This is a genomic window from Oleiphilus sp. HI0066 (assembly GCF_001635725.1).
Genome location: NZ_LWFH01000679.1, coordinates 1 through 647, shown reverse-complemented (window position 1 = coordinate 647; position 647 = coordinate 1). Strand labels below are relative to the sequence as shown.

The following is a 647-nucleotide window of genomic DNA, read 5'->3' as shown; positions in this document are numbered from 1 at the left end:
CTTCGGGTCTTGTTCAAGGAGCGCAATTGAATGGCGTGTTGCCAGAAGAGGAGAAAACGGTCTCGATTATTGAGAACCACATGGTGCAAGGTAGTCTGGACGATCTTCAAAGCGGGGAATTTCGAATAGTTCTGGGCGATATGCTTGCACGACAATTGCGTGTGCAAAAAGGGGATCGCGTTACTGTCGTATTACCTGAAGCTTCGTTAACGCCGGCAGGTGTTTTTCCTCGGCTAAAGCGTTTTACGGTTAGTGGTATTTTTCGTGTTGGTGCCGACTTAGATGGGCAGCTTGCTCTGATCCATCTAGAAGATGCTGCGAAAGTCATGCGTATGCAGGGATACGTAAATGGTATTCGGCTCAAGATGGACAACTTATTCGATGCGCCATATGTATCAAGGCAGTTGGCGAGTAGTTTGGATGAGGCGTATTACAGTATCGATTGGACGCTTACTCACGGTAATTTATTCTCAGCCATTAAAATGGAAAAAACCTTGATTGGGCTCTTGTTGATGGTGATCGTAGCGGTTGCTGCGTTCAATATTATTTCGACCTTAGTTATGGTCGTCACAGACAAAACGGCAGACATTGCCATTCTGCGGACAATAGGCGCGAGTCCTCGTGCAATTATGGGAATCTTTATCGTT

The 647-nt window shown here is 46.2% G+C and carries 1 protein-coding gene; it reads left to right on the top strand.

What is annotated here, in order from left to right; all coding sequences use genetic code 11:
- A partial coding sequence (locus A3738_RS08615) for an FtsX-like permease family protein (protein WP_156504109.1) occupies positions 1-647 on the top strand: 647 nt, incomplete at both ends.